Source organism: Pseudomonas aestuarii, from assembly GCF_027988105.1.
Lineage (GTDB): Bacteria > Pseudomonadota > Gammaproteobacteria > Pseudomonadales > Pseudomonadaceae > Aquipseudomonas > Aquipseudomonas aestuarii.
The window spans coordinates 1-21907 of record NZ_JAQJZJ010000017.1; the positions used below are offsets into that span (position 1 = coordinate 1).

Consider the following 21907-nt stretch of genomic DNA (forward strand, 5'->3'; position numbering starts at 1 on the left):
GGGGGGGGGGCGGCCAACCCGGCATTGCTGTTGCCCTTGCCGGAAAATTGCCCGTGAACGATGAAAACGGGCGCCTAGGCGCCCGTTTTTTGTTTCATTGCGCCTGATAGCGCATGAACTTCTCCAGCATCTGGTCGACGGTGAACGTCGCCGGGCGCTGGCGCGGCGGAAATTCCTTGAAGGTGCTGAGGAACTGCTGAACCCTGATCATCGCCGGCATGGCGACTATGGGGGCTTTCTTGTCCCACCAAACGTTGTAGCTGTTGGAGTCGGTGTCCGCGCGCTCGAACGGATCGCGCCGCAGATTGAAGACTTTGGGCGCGCGCAGGTCAACGAAGGGGTCGCGCCAGACATCGAAGCGGTGCGCGCGCTGCTCGGCGAATACCACCTTCCAGTCGCCATCGCGCACGGCCAGCAGCTTGCCGTCGTCGCTGAAGTAGTAGAAATCGCTGCGCGGTGCCTTCGGCTCCTTGCCCAGCAGATACGGCAGGAAGTTGTAGCCATCGAGGTGAACCTTGAAGCTCTTGCCGCCGGCCTGGTAACCCTTGAGCAGTTGTTCCTTGACGTTGGTTTCACCCACAGCCGCCATCAGGGTTGGCAGCCAGTCCTGGTGCGACATGATCTCGTTGGAAACGCTGTTGGCTTTGATGTGATTCGGCCAGCGCACTACGGCAGGCACGCGGAAGCCACCTTCCCAGTTGGTGTTCTTCTCGCCGCGGAACGGGGTGATGCCCGCATCCGGCCATTGGTTGAAGTGCACACCGTTGTCGGTGGAGTAGATGACGATGGTGTTGTCGGCGATGCCGAGGTCATCGAGTTTTTTCAGCAGCTGACCGACATGCCCATCGTGCTCAACCATGCCATCGTTGTAGAAGCCCTGCCCAGACTTGCCCGCCACCTTCTCGCTGATGTGGGTGTAGTAGTGCATGCGCGTCGAGTTGAACCAGACGAAGAACGGCTTGTCGGCCTTGGCCGCGCGATCCATGAAGTCGAGCGAGGCACCGAGGAACTCTTCGTCGATGGTCTCCATGCGCTTCTTGGTCAGCGGCCCGAGATCCTCGACCTTGCCATCGGCGCTGCTCCGGATCACGCCGCGCGGGCGAATAATTTTGTCGATGGCCGGATTCTTGGTCCAGTCCGGATCCTCGGGACCCTCCTCGGCGTTGAGGTGGTAGAGGTTGCCGAAAAACTCGTCGAAACCATGGTTGGTCGGCAGGTACTCGTCGCGGTCGCCCAGGTGGTTCTTACCGAACTGCCCCGAGGTGTAGCCCAGTGGTTTGAGCAGCTCGGCCAGGGTCGGATCTTCGGGCTTAAGGCCCACGGGCGCGCCAGGGAAACCCACCTTGGTCAATCCCGTACGTACCGGGTGCTGGCCGGTGATAAAAGCCGAGCGCCCGGCAGTGCAACTCTGCTCGCCGTAGTAGTCGGTGAACATCATGCCTTCGTTGGCAATACGGTCGATGCTGGGCGTTGGATAACCCATTAAGCCGTGACTGTACTTGCTGATATTGGTGATGCCGATGTCATCGCCAAAGATCACCACAATGTTCGGCTTGTTCGCGGCAACCGCGACCGATGCCATGCAGGCCGAAGCCAAGAGCATGACGGTGCTGCACCAGCGCTTGAGCTGTGTTCCCATTTTGTTCACCCCTAGGGTTCTCATTCTGATTGTTGTTCGAGAGTGGCGCCGCGACTTCGCACATAAGGGCAAGCGTAGCCGACAAGATCAGCTCGCCCAGCGCCAACGGCTGAAGCCCAGTCGGTCAGTAATACCTGAAGACCTCACCGATAGTGGCGACTGGAATTCCCACCGGGGGGCTGGCCACACTCATTGGGGTAGGCCGAGTGGTGAGGTAGGCAGTGCCGGCGATCAAAGCCACGGCCAGGCAGACGAGCAGGATTGGACGCATTGGTAACCTCCGTCATCCGGCCTTGAACCGAATGCAGTGTCTTTTGTTCTTGGAAGCTTTGATTCTGGTCGCCGCCAAGCCAGAAAACTTTGCAGATAGCGCCATAATCCATACCTGTCATACCTGCGAACAGACGTTGGTCGCCTTGCCTCACTGGATCACGCCCTCACCCTCACAAAAAAAACCACCCACCGCTTTAAGCAATGGGTGGCCTGGGAATGCCCCACAAGAGGGGGACGCGTAGTGTGTACGACCCCGAGTCTGCTATCAGTTACCAAGGCTGGCTGCCACCGCAGTACGCCCAGCCCCGGTTAGACAAAATCCTCTGCACCCTGGCTATCAGCCCAGTTGCCCGGTCTCGCGCAACCAGGTTTCGGAACGGCGAAGCCCTTCCTCCAGCTTCACCTTGGGCTGGTAACCCAACAGCTTTCGCGCCTTGGCACTGGACACGCCGGCCTTGCGCGCAAACATGTACATGACATCCGGGGCCACCTCGTTTGGTCGCCTGAACAGCGTGTTAAATCCCCAGATCATCCGGGTGAGCAGTACCGCCACTGCCAGCGGGAGGGTACGCGGCGAGCCGGTGCGACCGGACCAGCGCCAGTGGTTGGAGAAGAAGTCCATGCAACTGACCGCCTCTTCGCCGCCGATGATGAAGATCTGCCCGCTAGCCTGAGGCAAGCCGGCCGCCAGCATCACGCCGTCAAGCAGGTCATCGACAAAGACCGGGGCAAAGATGCCGCTACCGCCGTTAGGCAGCAGCAGATTGCCGGACTTGGCCATCTTCAGCGGCTCACTGAGCCAGGCTCGCGAGCCAGGGCCATAAACATCGGCTGGCCGTATGACGGTGCAGTCGATCTCGCCAGCGGCGTGTGCCGCCAGCACCATATGCTCGCAGGCGCCCTTGGCAACGCCGTAGCGATAGTCGGAACCGATCACCACGCCATTCTTTTCATCGGCCGCGCTGGTGTAGTCCCAGCCCATCGCCGCAATCGAGGAAAACTGCACGAAGCGCTTGGCGCCACCGGCGATGGCAGCGTCGAGACAGTTACGCACGCCAGCGACCGAGACCGCGCGATAGGCCTCCCAGGAGGCGGCCAGGGAAACGATTGCCGCCGTGTTGATGAACAACTCGCAGCCCTTGGCGTGCTCGGCCCACTGCGACGGCTGGGTCAGGTTGCCGGCAACCACGCCGTGCGCCGGGTCGGCCTGCAGATCCATGCCGCGCACCTCGACGCCCAACGCCCGGTAGCGGTTGAGCAGCGCCCGACCGATGAAGCCGTTGGCGCCCGTGATGAATACACTGGCAGGCAGGCCCGGCGTCTGGCCATCGGCGCCGACGGGCATCTGGGTATCAGTCATTTTATTGTTCTCGATCGATGCCGCGGCAGCCTGCTCGGGCTGCCGCGCCAGGTCATCAGGCGCCGGTGGTGTAGTCGGGCTGCTGCGGGCGGATGTAGCGGGCCGGTTCCAGGCCACGGTCGCGGATCAGCTCGTCGATCATCCTCATGATGTCGCTGGCGTCCATCAGGCCGAGGTAGTTGCCGTCCTGGTCGAAGTTGACGTTGGCGCCATGGACGACCATGAAAGTGTCGGTGATCTCGGTATTGTCGGCCGGCACCATGAGGCTGTGGATCGAGCCACCCGGCTCGAACAGGTAGCTGCCAGCGGTCTGCGGCTGGTCGGGATACTCAACATAGTTCCAGCAGCCAGACATGGTAAACAGGTGCACCACGCCGGTGTGGTAATGCGTGGGCAGGAGTACCCCGGGGTGAAACTTGACGCGCAGCACCCACACGCCGCCCACCGGGTCGAGGAACAGCGGTTGTACATCGACCCCCGGAACCAGGGCGTCGTGGTAGGTAGGCAGCTCATTGGTATTGAGCGTGAGCAGGCTTTTATGATCGGCAATGATAGTTGGGAAGGCCATAATTGTTCTCATTGTGAGGGGATTGGCAGATTTCCGACACTGTTACTGTCGCGCTCAATCACTCATATAGCTTTGCATATCACGCCATAAACCAGACAATTAGCGACACGCACATCCAGCGATCAGCCCTCGGGTGTAGCATCCATGTCCAAGGGTGTGGCAACACACCCGGTCGGGAGCCCGCTATTGGCAGGGCTATATTTTCAACGCCGCCGCGAGCGCAGGCCCGGATTCGTCACATCAAATCCCGGCATCCTCGCTGACTCAACTGGGCACTTGATATGACCTCCGTAGTCCGTGCCATCGCCCTTCTGGGATTTGACGAGTTCGCCTCCAGCCAGGGCCTCGACCCACGCCAACTGCTGATGGACGTCGGGCTGCCCGTCGATACACCGGAGCGTCTGGAAAGCATGATTGCCTATTCGAGGTACATCGCGCTGCTGGATCTGTGTGCCAAGCAATCCGGCAATCCGTTGTTCGGCCTGCAGTTCGGTCTGCATCAGGGTGCGCAGGTGCTCGGAAACCTGCTGTATATCATCCAGAACGCCAAGACCGTGCATGAGGCGCTCAAGGCCTTGAAAACGTTTTTCCATGTCCACAGCAGCGGAGGGGAAGTCCGCCTCGAGTTCCACGGCGAGAACGCATGGCTCACCTACGATGTGACCGATGGCGATGCCACATCCGTACGGCAAGACGTCGAACTGGCCATGGGAGTGGGTACGCGTTTGATGCAAAGTCTGTTGGGCAGCCGCTGGCATCCAAGCGCTTTGCAGCTACGCCACTCCGCCGCTGCCGCACCGAGTGTCTACAGGCACCTGCTGGGTGTCACACCGCGGTTCGACAGCCAGTGCAATGCCTGGGTATTTGATGCCCGGCTGCTGGATGCGCAGCTGAGCGCTGCGGACGAACGACTCCAGCAACTGATCCAGCGCCATGTGCAAGACCTGGAGCGGATCACCCTGCAGGAGCTACCGGCTTACGTGCAGAGACTGCTATGGGACATGCTGCCCAATGGCAAGGTCACCATCGAGGACGTGGCCGGGTACATGATGATCAGTCCGCGCACGCTGCAGCGTTATCTCCTGGCGGAAGACACCGGCTTCCAGGAGCTGCTGGACAAGACCCGACAGTCGATGTCCATACGCTACATCTGCGACTCGTCGATCAGCCTGACACAACTTGCCGGGCTGCTTGGCTATGCCGAGCTCAGCACCTTCTCCCGTGCTTTTACCCGTTGGAACGGTGCAAGCCCGCGCAAGTGGAAGCAGCGTTATATCCAGGATCAGGCTGGCAGGTTGCATGCAGGAGAAGCCGCCAGCCAACAGTCACGGCCTGACTGAATCTGGCCGTTTCACTTCGCGTCATGCATGCCCAACGATGGCATTGCAGGCTGAAATCGCCCGCTACACTTAGATGTGGCGCCGATCGACCCTATAAGAATAAAAACTATGAATGTGAACCCGTTTGTCCGTGCACTCAGTCTGTCCTGCTTCGAGGAATTTGCCTCCAGCCAGGGGCTTAACCCCGTGGAGATGCTCCGCCGCGTCTCGCTACCGGCGGAGCTCCTGCGACGGCCGGAAGGCATCCTCTCCTATCGGCGTTTCTGCGCCCTACTGGACCTCTGCGAGTTGCAATCGGGCAACCCGCTGTTCGGCCTGCAATATGGACTGCACCAGGGTGTCAGCATCTTCGGCCCCCTGCTCTACCTGATTCGCAACGCGAAGACGGTCGGCGCCGCGCTGACAGAGCTGCGCCAGAATTACTCACTTCAGAACGGCGCCGCAGAGGTCCGGCTCGAGCTGGAGGGCGAACTGGCCGTTCTCAGCTATCACATCATCGAGTCCGACCTGCCGGGCGTCTGTCAGGCCGAGGAACTGGCCATAGGCATCGGCGTAAAGCTGATGCGAACCCTGGTGGGCGGCAGCTGGCAGCCGGGCGCCGTGCTACTCAGGCATGCCCCGCTGACGGATCCCGCCGCCTACCGGCGCACCCTGGGCCTGATCCCGACTTTCGAGGCCAGCTGCCCCGGCCTGGTCTTCAGCTCCGACGCCCTCGACTTGCCGCTCAACTCAGCGGACGTGACGCTGCATCGGTTGCTTGAGGAACACATCGGCAACATGGAACGCCTGACCGCCGACGATTTGCCCTGCCATGTCAAACAGCTGCTGCGCAACCTCCTGCCCAGTGGCCGCGTGACCATAGAGAAAATCGCCGACTGCATGGCCTTCAATCCGCGCGCACTACAACGCCGACTGGCTCAGGAAGGGATCTCTTTCCAGGACCTGCTCGACGAGACACGCCAATCGATGGCCCGCCACTACCTGGAAGACCCGTCGATCAGCCTGGCGCAGATGTCGGGGCTGCTCGGCTACTCCGACCTCAGTGCATTCTGCCGCGCCTTTCATCGCTGGTTCTCGGTCAGCCCCCGCGAGTGGCAGAAGCAGCACTGTCCGAACAAGCAGCCACACCTACTCAGGAGCCGCCGCTACAAGCCCAGCTGACGCAGTACGGCGGGCAGACGAGGATCTGACGGGGCAACCTGGCGCATGCGCCTGGCGTAACCCATCGCCCGCTCGCGATCACCCGCCGAACCGTGCAGGAAAATCAGTCCATACAGCAGGTCGGCATCATCCGGTGCCAGGGCCAGACCTGCCTCCAATGACGCCCGGGCTTCATCCCTGCGCTGCAACTGGAGCAAAAGCAGGCCGTGGTTGTAGTGGATCCGCGGATTGTCCGGCAGCGCCTTGGCCGCCTCCCCCATCCAGTCGACCGCTTGTCCCGGCTGGCCATGCTCGACCAGCAGCAGGGCCAGCATATAGGCGAGGTTGCCCCTGTCGCCGCCAGGCATATCCGGCAGCGCCAGGCCCTCTTTCAGCACTTGGACCGCCTCGTCCGCCCGCAGTGTGTCATTGGCCAGGGTCGCCAGGTTGACCCGCGCCGGGGCGAAATAAGGGTCCAGGCGCAAGGCAATGCGGTACTGCTCCAGGGCCTCCAGCTTGCGCTCCTCGCGCTCCAGCAGCACGGCCAGGTTAAGCCGGTTGCCTGGCAGATCGGCGTTGCCACGCAGCCTCTTCTCGTAGTCCGCCAGTGCAGTCTGGAATGCTGCCCGACGCGCTTCGGGAAGGGCGATCCGCGGAATACCGGACAAGGCCCGCAGCGCCTCATCACGCACCGCCCGGTTGTCATCGTCGAGCAGTGGCAGCAGCCGCCTGACTCGCTCTACCGGCGGCAGTTCGGCGAAAGCCGGTATCGCATAGGCGCGGACCAGTGCACTGTCCTGCTTCAGGGCGGCCTCCAGAGTCGGTATGGCCGGCGCCCCCAGGTCGGCCAACCGCTCGGCGGCGGTTGCCCGGACGATCTCGGGCTTGCCCAGATCGCCAATCACTTCGGCCAGGCGCTGCACGGCATCGCGGCTGCCCTGTCGCGCAGCGTGCAAGGCTTCACCATAGTGCGGCGGGCGGTTCGGTGCGTCGAACCAGCTGTCGATCTGGGTTGCCGCCCAGCTGGCGTCCTTGTCTTCATGGCAGCGGGTGCAGGCGTCCGGGCTGGCTGTCTTCTGCGACAGGTCCGGGCGCGGCAACCGGAAGCTGTGGTCTCGGCGCGAATCCACGCCCATGTAGGTGGTGGCGGGCATGTGGCAATTGACGCACTGCGCCCCCTGGGAACCCGGCGCATGGTGGTGGTGTTCGACGCTGTCATAGTGCTTCGCCTGCAGGCCAGGGAAGCGCGCCGACGGCTCTTGCTGGTGGCACTGGCCACAGAGTGCATTGCCCTCCAGCTTGACCAGCGAACTGTGCGGGTCATGACAGTCGGTGCAGGTAACCCCCGCGACGTACATCTTGCTTTGGGTGAACGAGCCATACACATAGACCTCGCCCTGGATCTGCCCATCGGCGTGATAGAGATCCGGACGCAGGGTTGCCGGCAGCGCGGCATCGAGCAGCGGATGCCCGGGCTGCTGGCCCACTCCCAACCCCTGGCGGCGACTATGGCAGAAGGCGCACTGCTCGATCAGGCCCTTGCCGCCCAGTGCCTTGAAGTCGACCTTCAGGCCCATCTCGGTCGCGGAGGCGGCATTCCCGGCGGCGCCCGCCGGGTAGTTCGCCGCCCAGTCGACATGCGCCTGAGCGGGGCCGTGGCAGGCCTGGCAGCCGACAGTCTGCTCGCTCCAGGTGGTGGCAAACGTATCGGTATGGTCGTCGTAGTGCTTCTGCAGGTTGGTGGAGTGGCAGTCCGCACACATGGCGTTCCAGTTCTGGTAGCGCCCGGTCCAGTGCAATGAGTCCTCGGGCCTGAAGCGATGGCCAGGATAAAGCGAGAACCAGCGTTGACCACCTTCACCCTTCGCCCGACTGTCCCAGGCGATGGTCAGCGCCTGCAACTTGCCCCCAGGGAAGGCAACCAGGTACTGCTGCAATGGGTAGTGGCCGAAGGTGTAGCGAATCTCGAAGTCCTGCGCCTTGCCATCCGAGCCCTCGGTGTTGACCAGGAACTTGCTGTCTTGGCGAAAGAAGCGCGCCGCGACGCCGCTGTCGGAGAAACGCACACCGCCGAAGTCGCCCAGCACGTTCTGTTCATTGGCATCGCGCAGTGCCCAGGCATGGTCGGACTGAGCCCAAACCTTCGCTTGCTCGACATGGCAGCCTTGGCAACTCGCTGCCGGCGCATAGCCAGCCGCCTGCGTAGACAGCGCCGGCAGCTGCGCATCCTCGCCGTATGCGGCCAGGGCAACCAGAAGAAGCCCCCCCAGGCCAAGCAGATATTGAAAAGCGGCCAAAGGGCCTCCTCAGGCAGTCTCAGTGATGTATTCGGCCAATACGCCGAAGCCACGCAGTCTAGCGACTGGCCGGAGAACCGGCTTGGCAGATCACGCCAGGTTTGACTACCTATAATCCTAAAAACGTTACTCCGCCGGCTGATTCACATGGCGCATACGTCGCGGTAAACCAGGCTGATCAGCAGGCGCTGCTCTCGCTGCATCGCATCTTCGCCAACTGCTGAAATTTCGCATGATGCAGAGCAACAGCTTACGGGGCCTGTTTTATGCACTTGGGATTCTGCTGCCCGAGAGTTATGCCCAGCTGAGCAAAGCCATTGCGGATGCCTTCGCCGATGCAGAAAGTCAGGCGCCTCCGATATTTTTGGAGAACCTGCGCGAGCAGTGGGCGCGGCTCATTCGGAACCTGGTGCTGGCAGCGCGGGCTATCAGAACTTGGGGAGTGTCTAGAAAACCCGGGGCGATTCAATTGTTGTCAGCAGTGTGCCCATCAGTGTTTGGGCCAGATCGCATGACCCCGCGCTACCGACTCGCTCGGTCGCCTTGCGATTAGGCGTCAACACCGAAAAGCTCAAGGTCATGCGCGACTTCACATACAACCCGGATACCGTCGCAACGCAGCCCATTACCAACGCAGAATTCACGCCCCTCTCAAGCCCTGAGGAGCGAGATAGCTCGACAGCCCGTCGAGTGCCAACTCAGGCCTATCGGGTTCTGGAAGGCGATCGTCTCTCCCCACAATCACCCGAGGCCCGTCGTGAGCCTGCCACCACTGTTGAACTTGAGCAGGACGCCCCAACGATGGCCCTCCACAACCAATACCACCAAGAAGAGAATCGCTCGCCCACTGAGCCAACCCCAGCAACTGACGCCACATCCGCACAGAGCCTCAAGAGCGATTTCAGCCCATTGGAGGACTGGGATGACTACAAGGGCCGTGGCGAGCTGGAGGCAGAATGGTTGCGCGACAGCATAGCCAACCAGCTGAACAACGAAGCCATGCCGGTTACTACCAAGACAGACAAGACATAGCTGTTGCCGCTGAGCGCCGAACACATCCTAAATGTCGTGGCGCGACTGACATCGGCCGCGCCACCGCCCTCTGTCGAGACCCACTTGCCGCTCAAGGACGCGCCTGTCGCCAACACGGCGCGTTACGACCGCCTGCGTGGCCATGCCGAGGAGATCGGCATGCGTGATCTCATGACAGACCTCAAAGAACCCCACAACGAACAAGACGTCACTGCGGACAAAGAATGCCCCAATGGAGCAATGGTTGAGCAGCAACCTCTATCGACGACAAATGCAGAGACCAGGAAAGTCGAGCCACCCAGCACTAAAACACCAGAGCCGCCTCAGACCAGCATGAAGCCAGACATGATCGAAGACATCATCAACGGCCGTACCTACCTCCAGATGGCTCCAATTACGCGAGAAGAAGATGACTGAGTCACCTCTTGGCAGAACAAGAGCCTGACAGACGCTCCCCCTAGAAAGGCAAGCCCAGCGATGAGAATGGAATGAGCAACTCCAGCAGAGATTTTTCGGTGGGGCAAAAAGTGGGGCAAAATTGGAGTACCCCACCAAACACCCGCCCATAAAAAAATCCAGTCACCGCTAAGTGACTGGATTTTCTAGGATTATATGGTCGGGACGGAGTGATTCGAACACTCGACCCCTAGCACCCCATCTATGCATGCCGCTCATAAGGCATTGATTTAAAAGTACTAAACAATGGCGCTCGCTGCAATCGAGGCCCAACGATGTCGGACGATTTTCAACGATTCCCCGCAAAAGTCCCTCGGCCCAGTCAGTTGGCTGCCACGGAGGCCACACTGCTGGATCCCTGAATAAACGCAACAACAAGCTGCCATGTGGACGGCTTGGGCTGATACACAAGCGAATCGACCCAATACACCACAATTCCCCTCGGCCACTGATGGACTGGAAGCACTGAAGCGCTCAGACCCAGAATCTATTGGCCTTAACTAGGCACAACAAACCGTCCCGTACCACTTTTTTACCACCAAATTTTCAATCCTCTGCAAGACCAGCCAACGCTCGCCTATCCCGATACAAACTCAAAGCCTGCACGCTCCGCTTGCTGGTGGCACCCATAAGATAGGTGGAATAACGGCCTTGCTGTTCCTTCTCCCCCTATCACGGCGTTCTCGCGGTCAAGGGCTGCGCATCATTCGGCCACCGACCAAGGCGAACAACGGATCCCGAAATGCTCACGCAAGCGACCGAGCGCAGCGCTCACAGCCGATTGCGTGAGGTTCAGCCGCAGTGCCGCTCGGGTGACATTCTGCTCGACGCGCAAGGCTTCGAGCAACGCAAGCAGGTTGAGGTCCAGGCCATGATAGCGCATCGCTTAGTCCGATTTTTTACGTCAATCTTCGAAGATCGCGACGGCGCGGACGAAACCAGCCGAGGCGTGCTTTATCTTGTACGGAAAGCACGAAACCTCAAAGCCCTTGGCTGGCAAGCTTTCCAGGTTAGAGAGTTTTTCCATCTGCCCATAGCCGATATCACGGCCGGCCTTATGCCCTTCCCAGATAATCGAGGCGTCACCGCTTTCGGCAAAGCGTTCTCGGGTGTACTTGAACGGTGCGTCCCAGCTCCATGCGTCGGTACCGACCACGCGCACACCGCGCTTAAGTAGATATAGAGTGGCTTCACGGCCCATGCCCACGCCGGCGTCCAAGTAACCGGGTTGACCGAACAGTGCACCGGCGCGGGTGTTGACCAGCACAATGTCGAGGGTTTGCAACTCGTGGCCGATGCGATCGAGTTCCGCCTGGACCTCGGCCGCGGTGACCACGTGGCCATCCGGCAGGTGGCGAAAGTCGAGCTTAACACCGGGCTGCAAGCACCAATCCAGCGGCAGCTCGTCGATGCCGAAGGCCGGTTTTCCGCCATCGGTAGTCGAGGCGTAATGCCAGGGCGCGTCCATATGGGTGCCGCTGTGCGTGGTGATATGTAGGTACTCGGCTGCCCAGCTTTCGTTGCCAGGCAGCTGGTCGAGACTCAACCCGGGGAACATCGCCGCCATCTGCGGCCATCCTTCCTGGTGATCGGTATATTCGATCTTAGGCAGCAGGGGTGGCGGGTCAGTGTATGGGTTGTTGTCCAGGGTTACAGAGAGATCAACGATCCGGCGTTTACTGTTTCTCATACGACTCCCTACCGGCGCATAGGCGCCGTGCTGTAGTTACGCTGCGAACTTCACCGGTCGCCGGGAAGTCGCCCAAACATACACAATAGGCCGCGCTCTGGAGATCGGCGGAAACGTCCGCATGACAAAAAACGCTTGCCGGATGGAGGGCATCCGCCAAGCGCCAACCTCAACCTAGTATTGCTTGTTCGATCAAGCCGCCGACGTCACCGTCGTGGCGAAATCCCAGCTGTTCGGCCGCGTGTGCCTGCAGCGGTGGATAGGCTCCGAATACCGCCTCCAACTGCGCATTCGGTCGATAACTGACCAGAGTCCGCCGATCATCGCCGAATCGCTGGCACAAGCCGTCTATAACCTCGGCCATGGTCAGTCGTAGCACCGGCAGCGCCATACTGCGCCGCGACTTCAGGGCGTCAGCCGGCAAGCCCGCGGCGTGCAACAGGTTGTCCACGCAGCGACCAACCGACATCCACCAGGCCACTGCCTGCGGTGAAACCGGGCTCTCGAATGACTCGCCTGCCTTGAGTTTCCAGAATACATCGCTCATGAACGCCGAGAGCAGGCCTGAGGGTTGCGCCGGGCGGGCGACAATTCCGGGCAGGCGCAGGGAAATCCCGTCGACCCAGCCGCGACGGCTATAGTCATCAACCAAAATCTCGCCCATCAGTTTCTGCGCCGCGTAGCTCAGGCATGGGCGCATCGGCGTATCGTCGGTCACCAGGCTCGGCATCGGTGCGCCATACACCGCGATGGTGCTGGCAAATACCAGGCGTGACGTGCTTTGTTGCTTTCGTAGTAGTTCGAGCAACCACTGGGTTGCGTCCAGATTGACCTGGCGACCGAGATCAAACTCGCGTTCGGCCAACCCGCCCGGGATACTCGCCAGATGGAACACCATTTCAATCGGTCCGTGCTCGAACGCGCGAGCTAGCACACCGCTGTCAGCGATGCTGCCCTTGAGCTGGCTTACCCGCGAGTCAGTCGCGGACTCCGGAAAATCCAAGTCCAGTAGCGTCAGGCGCTCGAGGCGGCGACCGTCGACCACGCCATCGGTGATCAGTCGCCGCGCTAGCGATTGGCCGACGAAGCCATTGGCTCCGGTGATTAACACGTGCATGCGATCACTCCTGTGGCCTGACGAAACGTTGATCGATGGCGCCGAACAGGCTGGCACCCTGCTCGTCGAACATTTCAAAACGCAGCCGCTCGCCGTACTCGATGAAAGGAGTGCTGGGCTGGCCGAACTCAATCATCTCCAGCGCCCGCCGTTCGGCCAAGCAGCTTGAGCCCACATTCTTGTGGTCACGATTGGAGAAAGTGCCGGTGCCTAGCATGGTGCCGGCCCCCAACCTGCGGTTGTAGGCAAGGTGGCTAAGCAGCTGGCCGAAACTGAAATCCATTTCGCGGCCGTTGGGGTTGCCAAACCATTCACCGTTGCGCGACACCTTCAGATCCAGCTGAACGCGTCCGTCCTTCCAGGCAGCACCGAGTTCGTCGGGGGTGACCGCAACGGGCGCAAATGCCGAGGCCGGTTTAGCTTGGATAAAGCCGAAGCCCATAGACAACTCGCGCGCCAGGTGGCCACGCATGGACACGTCGTTGAAGAGAGCGAACAGCCGGATGCACTGCTGTGCCTCGCCGGCGCTTGCGCCCATCGGCACGTCCGCTGTAATAGCGGCCAGTTCGCCCTCGAAGTCGCAGTTATCGGCTTCGCTAGGGAACTCGTAGTCCTCAAAAGGCCCGCGGAAGTCGTCACCCTGGCGCTGGATCAGGATCGGCACACCCTCGGGAACGTTTACCGAGAGGTTGAAGGCACGCTCCATGATGTTGCCGTGGTTGAGAAACGCCGAGGCGTCGACGAACTGATAGGCACGCGGCAGCGGGGCCATCGCCTGCCTTGGATCGAAAGCGAAGGCGCCCTCGGCGCGTCTGCGGTTCAGCACCTCGTAGAGCTCCTGCAGGCGAGGCTCGCACACATCCCACTGCTCTAGCGCGAGCTGCATCGTCGGGACGATTTCCTGGGCGCTAACGGCCCGGCTGAGGTCGCGCGAAACCACCACCAGCTGGCCATCGCGTGTACCGTTTTTCAACGTAGCAAGCTTCATTGATCGTTTTCCTGTTAGTTGTAGTTATTCACCAGTGGATCAGGGCCTGGCCGGCCACTGGCGAGCGGAACGTAGGGATCCGGGTGCCCAGCAGGCTGCCCAGGTAAACGGTTCGCAGATCCGGGCCGCCGAACGTAATACTGGCCATCCACGGTGCCAGTGCGCCCTGAGCGGCGAGCATCAACGGCGGGGTCAGAGTCTTGGCATCTCGATGCTTGTACAGCTCGGCGGTGGCCTGCGGATTACTGTCGTCGAGCAACGTCAGCAATTCGCCTTGGGGGGTGATAGCGACTAGCTTATCGGTCATGATCAGCGTTACCCAGAGGTTGCCGAAACTGTCGAAGGCGAAGCCGTCAGGGAAACCTTCGAGCATTTCAGGCCCGTATATTTCGCGCCCGGTCAGGCCACCATCGTCCTGCAGGCGCAGGCGCGAAATGCGCCGAGCGTTGCTTTCGACGACGTACAACCACTCTTCGTTATCGTCAAAGCGAATTTCGTTGGTGCCGTAGAAACCGTCGGCAACAATGCGCATGCCCTTCTCATCGATGATCCCGATATAGCCGTCAGCCACGTCAGCGTTAATCGAGTCGGTCCAGGGCTGCATCTGCGTCGTCACCGTGAACCAGATCCGCCCCTTGGAATCGAGCAGCGGAAAGTTGGTTTTACCCAGCGGCCGGCCATTGAGGTTGTCATGCAGCACGTGCAGCTCGCCGCTACGGTTGAGTCGCTCAATGCGATCCAAACCCCAGTTACAGATGATGAAGTCACCTTCGGCAGTCATCGCGAGGCCGTTAGGCAGGGAGGCATTCTGTGACTGCACGAAGCGTTGCTCGAATGAAGCATCGCCAACTTCAGCCTGGGCCGGCGCCAGCAACTTCTGGTGGCCATCAGGAGCGATGCGCATCACCCCGCCGCGCGCATCGGCGCTCCACAGGGTGCCGTCACGCTGGGCAATGATGCATTCGGGACGCTGCAGGTTATCGCCAACGAAACGGATGGATTCGCGATCAACTTGCCAATCGAGCAGAGGGTTTTTTTGCATGGGTACCTCAGCCGGTGTCCGGCCTTTTTATTGTTGGGAACGGAGCCACTAAGGCGGCCGCATTTGTCCTTGTCTAAGACTCGAGCCAGACACGTCCCTCGGAATCAACCAAGCACGACAGCGACGTCAGCGATTGACCGAGGCAGGGTCCATCGATGCACAGCCCGTTGTCGGGCCTGAAGGAAGCACCGTGGGCAAAGCAGATGATGCGGCTGCCGTCCGGTGACATGAAGCGGTCCTTGCGGTACTGCATCGGCACGTTCTGGTGTGGGCAGTTGTTGCGGTACACCTTGGGCCGTCCGTCGTAGAGCAATGCCAGCAGCGTGTCACGCCCCTGCTCCCATGGGTCTAATCCAAGCGCAGAGCCGTGCTTCAGCTCACACAGGTTGCAAAGAAATAACAGGGTAAAAACCTCTATAGTGGGCCTGAAAATCAGGCCGACTTGAATGTTCTGGCCTATAAGCCAGCAACATCTCTCGTTGTTCGGGTAGCCTCGCGCTGCAGCAAACAAAACAGATGCAAAGCCAATACTGGAAGGGTCACCCCGAACCACGAATTTGGCTAATCGCTTGTTCCGATGCGAGGTATCGCCGGAGGAAATACATGAAGCACCGAGCAATGCCTCTGACGATGCTCCAGGCTACAGTTGTAGTCGCCCGTTTCCGCCTAGCAGGCCCAGTCGGCTAGCAGAATCTCGCTTTCGGGCATCACGCAGGCACTCTGAATGGTGCGGCTGGGTAAATGTCCACTGAGCAACGCTTCAATCCATAGCCGAGGGCGCTGAGCCGGATGCACCGCTCCGCTCGGCCATCTCGGTGACGCCAGAAGGTACGCTGTTGTGCTTAAGCAATAACGGGCCACGCGCGCGGACGCTCGCAAGAATTATCGGAGGGGCGACTCTTGCATGCCGGAGCGATGCCTCTCGACTGGTTCCCCATCGTTCTTCGCCGTTCTCGTGCTTCGGGCAAAGGCCTGGGGTGCCATGCCGAAATGCTTCCGGAACGCGGTACGGAACGCCGACTCTGAGCGATAGCCATACCGCTCAGCCAAGGCTGCGACGGTGACCCTGCCGTCCGTCAATGACCGGGCGGCGTAACGCATGCGGCAACCAATCAGATACTGGATCGGCGATTGACCGAGCAAGGCGGTAAAGCGTCGAGCAAAAGCCGCACGGGACAGACTGGCCTCGCGCGCCAGGGTCACGACGGTCCAAGTCAGTTCAGGTTGTGAATGCATGGCCGTCAATGCTCGGGCCATCCGCGGATCAGTCAGGGCTTGCAGCCAGCCGGCCCCGGCCAATGGGGCACTCAGCAGGTGCTCGCGGAGAAAGCTGGTCAGCACCAACTCCGCCAGCAGCGAGGCGGGTGCCAGATAACCGGGCTTGTGGGCTATGTCTTCGCTCGTCAGCCAGTCCAGGGTTGCCTCGAGCCAAGGCAAGGAGGCGCTGCCACCTCCACGAAGTACCACAACATCCGACAAGCCGGAGAGCAGCGGGCTGCGCTCTGGCTCATGAAACATGTAGGCGATGGTCAACAAGCGGGGAGTGCGATCAGGGGCGTCAAAACCAAAATGGATGGGCGCACTGCGACGCGACCGCGCGCTGAATTCCTCAGGCAGGCCTTGCCTCCGCCATAGTTCGATAAATGGGACCCGTGAGACGCACGACGCGGAAGCGAATGCCACGGCGGTGTCGCGCAGCACGATGGCAGAATCGCCAGGTACCAGCAGCAGATCATCCTTGCCTTCGCGCAACAGCAGACAGGGCGCGTGCAGCACGCTGTACAGCGTGGCAGCGGACCGTTCCATCACCGGCATCGTAATGCCCCAGTCGGCCCCGGCGTGCAGTACACCAATAGAATTTGCATCAATCCGAACGGAAAGAAGCAGCTCACCCAAAAGATCCACGCATCACCAAATGAGAGTATTTAGTCGTAAAATAGGACTCTGAAGGCTGTTTCGTCTACCAGATTCGCAGGATAGTGCGGTCTTAAGTGCACTCCGCAAAGGAAAACAATGATGAACTATTTGCGTAATACCTGGTACATGGCTGCCTGGAGCGAGGAGCTGGCCGAAGGCGCCTTGTTCAACCGAACCCTGCTGGGCGAATCGATCCTGTTCTACCGTAAAACCGATACCAGCGTAGCGGCGATCAGCAATCGCTGCCCGCATCGTTTTGCCCCGCTGCACATGGGCACGCTGCAAGGCGACTGTGTGCGGTGCCCCTACCATGGGCTGACCTTCCACAGCGCTGGGAAATGCAGCCACAACCCGCATGGAGATGGCCGCATTCCCAAGGCGGCGCAAGTCAAGGCGTACCCGGTCATCGAGCAGCATCTGGCCGTCTGGATCTGGATGGGAGATACGGACAAGGCCGATACATCACTTATACCGGGTTATGCCTTCCTCAGCGCAGCCAAACCCACCGCTCGCAACCTGGGTTATCTACATACCCTTAGCGATTATCAACTGCTGACCGACAACATTATGGACCTGAGCCATGTCGATTTCCTGCACCCCGATACACTGGGTGGCGGGGCCCTAAGCCGGGTCGGAGCTAAGCTGAGTGAACTGGACGGCAACAGGCTGCGCATCCTCTGGGAAGCCTTTGACGAGGTGGCTCCGCCGGCTTTCGCCCCGCACCTGCCGGATCCACAGGCACTCGCAGATGTGTGGACTGACGTGGTCTGGTCGCCCCCTGCATCAATGTACCTGTCCACGGGCGTCGCACCCGCAGGAGGCTCGGACGAGCTGGCGGTGACCAGCGCCAACCTACACGTGATGACTCCGGAAAGTGAAAACACCACGCATTACTTCTACGCCAACACCCGTTCGTTTCTGCAGGACGATATCGAGTACAACCGAATGCTGAACGAGATGTTGGTGGGCATATTCGCCGGCGAGGATAAACCCATCGTAGAGGCACAACAGCGGCTCATGGGCTCGGACGATTTCTGGTCGCTCAAGCCAATTCTGCTGGCAGGCGATGCGGGCGCAGTTCGAGCTCGGCGGATTCTCGCCGGGATGATCGAACAAGAGCAGCAGGCCGACTAAGTGAGCCTGGGCGCGGATGGTCCGGGGGGAACGGGCTCAGGGCTGCCAGATGCTCTGGCCGTCGCGTATCACCACGCCATGCTCCGGGGCGTGCGCGCTGCGGCGTACCACCAACTGCCCGGCGATGATCTCGGCAACGGCGCGACTACCGGGCCGTTCAAGCTGATCGAGAATAATCCGCACCGTCCGCTCGACCATCCGTACCACGGGCTGCTGGTACGTCGTTAGTGCAAAGGTCGGCCAGGCGCTGATGGCGATATCGTCGAATCCGACGATCGAAATATCCTTGCCTACATGCCGGCCGAACTCATGACTGGCGACGCCGATCGCGGCCAGAGCCATGACATCATTGGCGCAGAAGATCGCGTCGATCTGTGGCTGCGCCGTCAGCAAGCGACGAGTGGCCGCGGCCCCGCCTTCGAAGGTGAACGCGCCAACCTCGGTGACTGGCGCTCCCCGTCCTGCAGCATCGAGCGCTTCATGGAACGCACGCTGGCGGTCACGGCCGGTAGATGACGTCGGTTTGCCCGCGATGAAACCGATATGCCGATGGCCCGCCGCGATCAGAAACGCGGCGATCATGCGTGCCCCCGTTACGTTGTCGCTGGTCACGCTGGAAATGTTGTCGTTGTCGATCCGTCGGTTGAACAGCACCACCGGCAGTCCGATGGCATGGCATTGCTCGGCGAAGCTGGACGACAGGCTGGCGGAAACCAGGATCAATGCCTCGACGCGGTAACTCAGCACCTCCTCCAGCACCGGATCCGAGTCCTCATGGTTCGCCGTGGAGAACAGCAGGATGCGGTAGCCGAGCGACTCGAACGAAGCGCTTAACTGTTCGAGCACCTGGGCGTAGAAAGGGTTGTCGAGGCTGGGCACGACCACACCGACGAGGTTGGAGCGACTAGTGATCAGTGAACGGGCCAGTAGGTTGGGGCGATAACCGAGCTGTGTGGCCGCCTGCCTGACCTTCTCTCGCGTGGCGGGGCCGACACTCGCACCCTGGGTGAAGGTGCGCGACACGGCGGATTGCGACACACCGGCCAAACGCGCCACGTCCTTGGCGGTTATCGGGCGACGCGATGCATCTATCTGTCCAGTCATTGCTACCTTCGCCCAGTCGTCGCCTCGAGAGGCATAGCTTGGCAGATAAGCGGCCCGATCGAAATGACGTCGTTACGCAGCGAATCTGAACATAAGCAGTTTTTTAGTGCGCAGATGTAAACGATCAGCTAAATTGCATACGTATGCAAACCACAATTGAAGGCCCCAATGACCCCTACGCCACCCCTGCTTACAGATGCACAGCTCGATGCTGCCGGCGAGTCGCTTGCCCAGCTAGCCCGCGAAGTTCGCGCACGACGCGGTGGTCAGCTGCTGAACCTCGACCGCATGCTGATGCACAGCGTGCCATTCGCTCAAGGCTGGGGCGCACTGCTTGGGAAGGTCCGCAACGAGCTCGCACTGTCGGCACCCCTGCGCGAACTGGTTATTTGCAAGGTGGCCGTCCTGACCGGCACTCATTACGAGTATGCCGCGCACAGCAAGGTCTTCCTGAACCTAAGCGGTAGCGAGGCGCAACTGGCGGCGCTGACGAACCCAGCGAGCGAAACCACTGCCGAGCTGTTCAGCTCACTCGAGCACCAGGCCCTCACTATCGCCACCCAGATGACCCACCAACTACAAGTCGACCATGATCTGCTCACCAATCTCCGCAGTCGGCTCGGAGATACGCAGCTGGTCGAGCTGGTCGGTGTGATTGCCGCCTACAACATGGTCGCGCGCGTTCTCATCGCGCTCGACATCCCCCTCGAACCACAGCCATGAAAGCAGGAGTACAACAATGATTCGCCATCTGAAAAAAGGTAAGCCCGTCGAGACCAAGGCCGAGCTCAATGCGCAGGTTCGCTCCACCGTCGAGTCCATCATTCGCGATATCGAGCAGCAGGGAGAGGCGGCCGTGCGTACGTACTCCGAGCGTTTCGACCAGTGGAATCCGCCATCCTTGCGTTTGAGTCAGGACGAGATCCAGACATGCATCGACAGTCTATCCGCGCAAGCTATCCAGGATATCAAGTTCGCTCAGGCGCAGATCCGCCGCTTCGCGCAGATCCAGTTGATGTCGATGCGTGACGTCGAGGTCGAAACCCTCCCTGGCGTAGTGCTCGGCCACAAGAACATCCCGGTCAACTCGGTTGGTTGTTACATCCCCGGCGGCAAATACCCGCTATTGGCCTCGGCTCACATGAGCGTGCTCACAGCCAAGGTGGCCGGCGTAAAGCGTGTGATCGCCTGCGCCCCGCCGTTCGAAGGCAAGCCGTCAGCTGCAATCATTGCTGCGATGGCCTTGGCCGGTGCCGATGAAATCTACGTGATGGGCGGCGTTCAGGGTGTCGCGGCGATGGCGTTGGGCACCGAATCCATCGCTCCGGTGGACATGATCGTTGGGCCGGGCAATGCCTACGTCGCCGAAGCCAAGCGCCAGCTGTTCGGACGCGTCGGCATTGACCTGTTCGCCGGACCGACCGAGACGATGGTTATTTGTGACGATACGGTGGACGCCGAGCTGGTCGCAGTCGATCTGCTGGGCCAAGCCGAACATGGCCCAACCTCTCCAGCCATCTGCGTGACGATCAGCAGGGCCATTGCCGAGCAGCTGCCAGCCGCAATCGAAGCGGTACTGGCACGCCTGGATACAGCACCCGTTGCCCGCCAGGCTTGGCAGGAATATGGAGAAATAATCCTCTGCGATACCGAGGATGAAATGCTGCAGGAGTCAGAGCGCATTTGCTCCGAGCATGTACAGGTAATGACCCGTGACCCGGACTGGTTCCTCGAGCGCATGACCAACTATGGCGGGCTGTTCCTCGGTGCTCGTACCAACGTCTCCTATGGCGACAAGGTGATCGGTACCAATCACACGCTGCCGACCATGGGTGCGGGCCGCTACACCGGCGGGCTATGGGTCGGCAAGTTCATCAAGACCCACACCTATCAGCGCATACTGACTGATGAAGCCTCGGTAATGATCGGTGAGTACTGCTCACGGCTGTGCGCTCTGGAGCATTTCTCTGGCCATAAGGAACAAGCAGATATCCGCGTGCGCCGCATGAAAAAAACTGTCTGAGGACAACGCTGACATGGATACATTGAAAGGCAAGGTGGCATTGGTCACCGGTGGCGCAGGGGGGCTGGGCACCGCGATCTGCCAGCACCTGGCTCGTGAAGGTGCAAGTATCGTGGTGGGCTACAATGGCTCGCGCGAGCCGGCCGAGCGTCTGGCTGCAGGGCTACCGGGAGAGAGCCGGCAGCACGTGGCTCTCCCTGCGCCAGTCACTGACAGCTCGGCACTCGCCGAACTGGCTGCGCAAGTCGAACGCCGTTACGGACGGCTAGACCTGTTGGTCAATTGCGCAGGCACCACACGTTTTGTTGCCCACGACGACCTGGATGGTCTGGACGATGCGCTGATCGATCAGATACTTGCGACGAACGTGCGCGGGCCCTTCGCCTGCGTGCGCGCTCTGCGCCCGTTGCTGCAAAAGAGCGGTGATGGACTGGTGGTGAATATCACCTCGATCGCGGCGGTCACGGCAATGGGCAGCAACGTCATGTACTGCGCATCCAAGGCCGCGGTGGACAACATGACCCGCTCGCTCGCCCGCGCCTTGGCGCCGACGGTGCGAGTGGTGTCAGTAGCACCGGGGCTGACCGACACCGAGTTCGTTAAAGGGCTCGATGACAACTGGCGCAACGAACAGGCCGAACGCACGCCCCTCAAGCGGCTCGCCAAACCTGACGAAGTGGCCGCAGCGGTACTCGCACTGGCAACGCAGCTGACCTTCACCACCGGGGCGATTATCCCGGTCGATGGCGGCAGGCCGCTGACCTAAGCAGTGATATCTGTGGTGCCC

The 21907-nt window shown here is 60.7% G+C and carries 20 protein-coding genes and 1 pseudogene; 9 read left to right on the top strand and 12 right to left on the bottom strand.

Features of this window, described 5'->3' with window-relative positions; genetic code table 11:
• Positions 1-94: 94 nt before the first annotated feature.
• From PH586_RS22685 to PH586_RS22695, 3 genes are all read right to left on the bottom strand, one after another.
• Complete coding sequence (locus tag PH586_RS22685; RefSeq protein WP_271350082.1) at positions 95-1639, bottom strand: arylsulfatase; 1545 nt, start codon at positions 1637-1639, stop codon at positions 95-97.
• 610 nt (positions 1640-2249) lie between these two features.
• A complete protein-coding gene (locus PH586_RS22690) occupies positions 2250-3272 on the bottom strand; it encodes an NAD-dependent epimerase/dehydratase family protein (protein ID WP_271350083.1) in 1023 nt (340 codons plus the stop codon).
• Positions 3273-3327: 55 nt separating this feature from the next.
• Positions 3328-3840, bottom strand: a complete 513-nt coding sequence (locus PH586_RS22695) for a 2,4'-dihydroxyacetophenone dioxygenase family protein (protein ID WP_238041314.1) — start codon at positions 3838-3840, stop codon at positions 3328-3330.
• 281 nt (positions 3841-4121) lie between these two features.
• Between PH586_RS22695 and qhpR the strand changes: the two genes are divergently transcribed.
• Both qhpR and PH586_RS22705 read left to right on the top strand, forming a co-directional pair.
• The gene (qhpR, locus tag PH586_RS22700; protein ID WP_271350084.1) at positions 4122-5180 is read left to right on the top strand and encodes an AraC-like transcriptional regulator QhpR; all 1059 of its coding nucleotides are present in this window, start codon (positions 4122-4124) and stop codon (positions 5178-5180) included.
• A gap of 108 nt (positions 5181-5288) precedes the next feature.
• Positions 5289-6341: an AraC family transcriptional regulator gene (locus PH586_RS22705; RefSeq protein WP_271350085.1), complete on the top strand. Its 1053-nt coding sequence runs from the start codon at positions 5289-5291 to the stop codon at positions 6339-6341.
• On the opposite strand, the gene PH586_RS22710 is transcribed toward PH586_RS22705, so the two are convergent.
• Positions 6326-8617, bottom strand: coding sequence for a cytochrome c3 family protein (locus PH586_RS22710; protein ID WP_271350086.1), 2292 nt, complete (start codon positions 8615-8617; stop codon positions 6326-6328). The two genes, PH586_RS22705 and PH586_RS22710, sit on opposite strands and share 16 nt — an antisense overlap.
• A 158-nt stretch (positions 8618-8775) precedes the next feature.
• On the opposite strand from PH586_RS22710, the pseudogene PH586_RS22715 reads away from it, so the two are divergent.
• From PH586_RS22715 to PH586_RS22725, 3 genes and pseudogenes are all read left to right on the top strand, one after another.
• Positions 8776-9020: pseudogene (locus PH586_RS22715) on the top strand (IS110 family transposase); the annotation flags it as partial.
• A 176-nt stretch (positions 9021-9196) separates the two neighbouring features.
• Positions 9197-9649: a hypothetical protein gene (locus tag PH586_RS22720; protein ID WP_271350087.1), complete on the top strand. Its 453-nt coding sequence runs from the start codon at positions 9197-9199 to the stop codon at positions 9647-9649.
• A 3-nt stretch (positions 9650-9652) separates the two neighbouring features.
• Positions 9653-10066, top strand: a complete 414-nt coding sequence (locus PH586_RS22725; protein WP_271350127.1) for a hypothetical protein — start codon at positions 9653-9655, stop codon at positions 10064-10066.
• A gap of 742 nt (positions 10067-10808) precedes the next feature.
• Here PH586_RS22725 and PH586_RS22730 read toward each other — a convergent pair.
• From PH586_RS22730 to PH586_RS22760, 7 genes are all read right to left on the bottom strand, one after another.
• Positions 10809-10988: a helix-turn-helix domain-containing protein gene (locus PH586_RS22730; protein WP_408637040.1), complete on the bottom strand. Its 180-nt coding sequence runs from the start codon at positions 10986-10988 to the stop codon at positions 10809-10811.
• Between the two features lie 21 nt (positions 10989-11009).
• Complete coding sequence (locus PH586_RS22735) at positions 11010-11795, bottom strand: cyclase family protein (protein WP_271350088.1); 786 nt, start codon at positions 11793-11795, stop codon at positions 11010-11012.
• Between the two features lie 169 nt (positions 11796-11964).
• Complete coding sequence (locus PH586_RS22740) at positions 11965-12912, bottom strand: NAD-dependent epimerase/dehydratase family protein (RefSeq protein ID WP_271350089.1); 948 nt, start codon at positions 12910-12912, stop codon at positions 11965-11967.
• A gap of 4 nt (positions 12913-12916) precedes the next feature.
• A complete protein-coding gene (locus PH586_RS22745) occupies positions 12917-13900 on the bottom strand; it encodes a fumarylacetoacetate hydrolase family protein (protein ID WP_271350090.1) in 984 nt (327 codons plus the stop codon).
• Positions 13901-13928: 28 nt separating this feature from the next.
• Positions 13929-14942 (bottom strand): SMP-30/gluconolactonase/LRE family protein, encoded by a 1014-nt coding sequence (locus PH586_RS22750; protein ID WP_271350091.1) that lies wholly within the window; start codon positions 14940-14942, stop codon positions 13929-13931.
• A 73-nt stretch (positions 14943-15015) separates the two neighbouring features.
• Positions 15016-15561, bottom strand: a complete 546-nt coding sequence (locus tag PH586_RS22755) for a Rieske (2Fe-2S) protein (protein ID WP_271350092.1) — start codon at positions 15559-15561, stop codon at positions 15016-15018.
• A 263-nt stretch (positions 15562-15824) separates the two neighbouring features.
• Positions 15825-16847, bottom strand: a complete 1023-nt coding sequence (locus PH586_RS22760) for a helix-turn-helix transcriptional regulator (protein ID WP_083491714.1) — start codon at positions 16845-16847, stop codon at positions 15825-15827.
• Positions 16848-16958: 111 nt separating this feature from the next.
• Here PH586_RS22760 and PH586_RS22765 point away from each other — a divergent pair, with 111 nt between their 5' ends.
• Positions 16959-17993, top strand: a complete 1035-nt coding sequence (locus tag PH586_RS22765; protein WP_271350093.1) for an aromatic ring-hydroxylating dioxygenase subunit alpha — start codon at positions 16959-16961, stop codon at positions 17991-17993.
• 36 nt (positions 17994-18029) lie between these two features.
• On the opposite strand, the gene PH586_RS22770 is transcribed toward PH586_RS22765, so the two are convergent.
• On the bottom strand, positions 18030-19097 hold the full coding sequence (locus PH586_RS22770) for a LacI family DNA-binding transcriptional regulator (protein ID WP_271350094.1): 1068 nt from the start codon (positions 19095-19097) through the stop codon (positions 18030-18032).
• Positions 19098-19265: 168 nt separating this feature from the next.
• Between PH586_RS22770 and PH586_RS22775 the strand changes: the two genes are divergently transcribed.
• The 3 genes from PH586_RS22775 to PH586_RS22785 are packed head-to-tail and all read left to right on the top strand — an operon-like array spanning position 19266 to position 21886.
• A complete protein-coding gene (locus tag PH586_RS22775; RefSeq protein WP_271350095.1) occupies positions 19266-19820 on the top strand; it encodes a carboxymuconolactone decarboxylase family protein in 555 nt (184 codons plus the stop codon).
• 16 nt (positions 19821-19836) lie between these two features.
• Positions 19837-21120, top strand: a complete 1284-nt coding sequence (gene hisD, locus PH586_RS22780) for a histidinol dehydrogenase (RefSeq protein WP_271350096.1) — start codon at positions 19837-19839, stop codon at positions 21118-21120.
• A gap of 13 nt (positions 21121-21133) precedes the next feature.
• On the top strand, positions 21134-21886 hold the full coding sequence (locus tag PH586_RS22785; RefSeq protein WP_271350097.1) for an SDR family NAD(P)-dependent oxidoreductase: 753 nt from the start codon (positions 21134-21136) through the stop codon (positions 21884-21886).
• The last annotated feature ends 21 nt before the right edge of the window (positions 21887-21907 follow it).

Excerpts from the sequence above, each read along its gene's own strand:
- PH586_RS22685 (WP_271350082.1), bottom strand. The coding sequence starts at position 1,639 with ATGGGAACACAGCTCAAGCGCTGGTGCAGCACCGTCATGCTCTTGGCT.
- PH586_RS22690 (WP_271350083.1), bottom strand. The coding sequence starts at position 3,272 with ATGACTGATACCCAGATGCCCGTCGGCGCCGATGGCCAGACGCCGGGC.
- PH586_RS22695 (WP_238041314.1), bottom strand. The coding sequence starts at position 3,840 with ATGGCCTTCCCAACTATCATTGCCGATCATAAAAGCCTGCTCACGCTC.
- qhpR (WP_271350084.1), top strand. The coding sequence starts at position 4,122 with ATGACCTCCGTAGTCCGTGCCATCGCCCTTCTGGGATTTGACGAGTTC.
- PH586_RS22705 (WP_271350085.1), top strand. The coding sequence starts at position 5,289 with ATGAATGTGAACCCGTTTGTCCGTGCACTCAGTCTGTCCTGCTTCGAG.
- PH586_RS22720 (WP_271350087.1), top strand. The coding sequence starts at position 9,197 with ATGCGCGACTTCACATACAACCCGGATACCGTCGCAACGCAGCCCATT.
- PH586_RS22730 (WP_408637040.1), bottom strand. The coding sequence starts at position 10,988 with ATGCGCTATCATGGCCTGGACCTCAACCTGCTTGCGTTGCTCGAAGCC.
- PH586_RS22735 (WP_271350088.1), bottom strand. The coding sequence starts at position 11,795 with ATGAGAAACAGTAAACGCCGGATCGTTGATCTCTCTGTAACCCTGGAC.
- PH586_RS22740 (WP_271350089.1), bottom strand. The coding sequence starts at position 12,912 with ATGCACGTGTTAATCACCGGAGCCAATGGCTTCGTCGGCCAATCGCTA.
- PH586_RS22745 (WP_271350090.1), bottom strand. The coding sequence starts at position 13,900 with ATGAAGCTTGCTACGTTGAAAAACGGTACACGCGATGGCCAGCTGGTG.
- PH586_RS22750 (WP_271350091.1), bottom strand. The coding sequence starts at position 14,942 with ATGCAAAAAAACCCTCTGCTCGATTGGCAAGTTGATCGCGAATCCATC.
- PH586_RS22765 (WP_271350093.1), top strand. The coding sequence starts at position 16,959 with ATGAACTATTTGCGTAATACCTGGTACATGGCTGCCTGGAGCGAGGAG.
- PH586_RS22770 (WP_271350094.1), bottom strand. The coding sequence starts at position 19,097 with ATGACTGGACAGATAGATGCATCGCGTCGCCCGATAACCGCCAAGGAC.
- PH586_RS22775 (WP_271350095.1), top strand. The coding sequence starts at position 19,266 with ATGACCCCTACGCCACCCCTGCTTACAGATGCACAGCTCGATGCTGCC.
- hisD (WP_271350096.1), top strand. The coding sequence starts at position 19,837 with ATGATTCGCCATCTGAAAAAAGGTAAGCCCGTCGAGACCAAGGCCGAG.
- PH586_RS22785 (WP_271350097.1), top strand. The coding sequence starts at position 21,134 with ATGGATACATTGAAAGGCAAGGTGGCATTGGTCACCGGTGGCGCAGGG.